1 rRNA gene (running past one end of the window) is annotated in these 1,616 nt (G+C 55.9%); it reads right to left on the minus strand.

Annotated elements, in window-relative coordinates:
• Positions 1-1,616, minus strand: a 23S ribosomal RNA gene (locus tag DFP85_RS18655); its annotated part runs 1,265 nt beyond the window's last position; the annotation flags it as partial.

Genomic DNA, 1,616 nt, shown 5'->3' on the forward strand with positions numbered 1-1,616 from the left:
AGGCCTCGGGGATGTCTCATCTTGAAGGGGGCTTCCCGCTTAGATGCTTTCAGCGGTTATCCCGTCCGCACATAGCTACCCGGCAATGCCACTGGCGTGACAACCGGAACACCAGAGGTGCGTCCACTCCGGTCCTCTCGTACTAGGAGCAGCACTTCTCAAACATCCAACGCCCACGGCAGATAGGGACCGAACTGTCTCACGACGTTCTAAACCCAGCTCGCGTACCACTTTAAATGGCGAACAGCCATACCCTTGGGACCGACTTCAGCCCCAGGATGTGATGAGCCGACATCGAGGTGCCAAACACCGCCGTCGATGTGAACTCTTGGGCGGTATCAGCCTGTTATCCCCGGAGTACCTTTTATCCGTTGAGCGATGGCCCTTCCATACAGAACCACCGGATCACTAGAACCTACTTTCGTACCTGCTCGACGTGTCTGTCTCGCAGTTAAGCACCCTTATGCTCTTGCACTCAATGCACGATTTCCAACCGTGCTGAGGGTACCTTCGTGCTCCTCCGTTACGCTTTGGGAGGAGACCGCCCCAGTCAAACTACCCACCACACACGGTCCTCGATCCGGATCACGGACCTGAGTTAGAACGCCAATGATGCCAGGCTGGTATTTCAAGGTTGGCTCCACCGTGGCTGGCGCCACGGTTTCCAAGCCTCCCAGCTATCCTACACAAGCAACATCAGCGTCCAGTGTGAAGCTATAGTAAAGGTTCACGGGGTCTTTCCGTCTAGCCGCGGGTACACAGCATCTTCACTGCGATTTCAATTTCACTGAGTCTCGGGTGGAGACAGCGTGGCCATCATTACGCCATTCGTGCAGGTCGGAACTTACCCGACAAGGAATTTCGCTACCTTAGGACCGTTATAGTTACGGCCGCCGTTTACCGGGGCTTCGATCAGGAGCTTCGCTTGCGCTAACACCATCACTTAACCTTCCGGCACCGGGCAGGCGTCACACCCTATACGTCCGCTTGCGCGTTTGCAGAGTGCTGTGTTTTTAATAAACAGTTGCAGCCACCTGGTATCTTCGACCGGTTCAGGCTCAGGGAGCAAGTCCCGTCACCCTAGTCCGGCGTGCCTTCTCCCGAAGTTACGGCACCATTTTGCCTAGTTCCTTCACCCGAGTTCTCTCAAGCGCCTGGGTATTCTCTACCTGACCACCTGTGTCGGTTTGGGGTACGGTCCCACTGTATCTGAAGCTTAGAGGCTTTTCCTGGAAGCGTGGCATCGATGACTTCCAGACCGTAGTCTGTTCGTCTCGTCTCTCGGCCTTGGGGAACCGGATTTGCCTGATCCCCCAGCCTACTGACTTTCACCAGGACAACCAACGCCTGGCTCACCTAGCCTTCTTCGTCCCCCCATCGCAATACAGTGAGGTACGGGAATATTGACCCGTTTCCCATCGACTACGCCTTTCGGCCTCGCCTTAGGGGCCGACTCACTCTGCTCCGATTAGCGTCGAACAGAAACCCTTGGTCTTCCGGCGGGGGAGTTTTTCACTCCCCTTGTCGTTACTCATGTCAGCATTCGCACTCGTGATACCTCCAGCAGACCTCTCGATCCACCTTCGTCGGCTTACACGACGCTCCTCTACCGCGTC

The sequence above is a fragment of the Halomonas ventosae genome, assembly GCF_004363555.1.
Lineage (GTDB): Bacteria > Pseudomonadota > Gammaproteobacteria > Pseudomonadales > Halomonadaceae > Halomonas > Halomonas ventosae.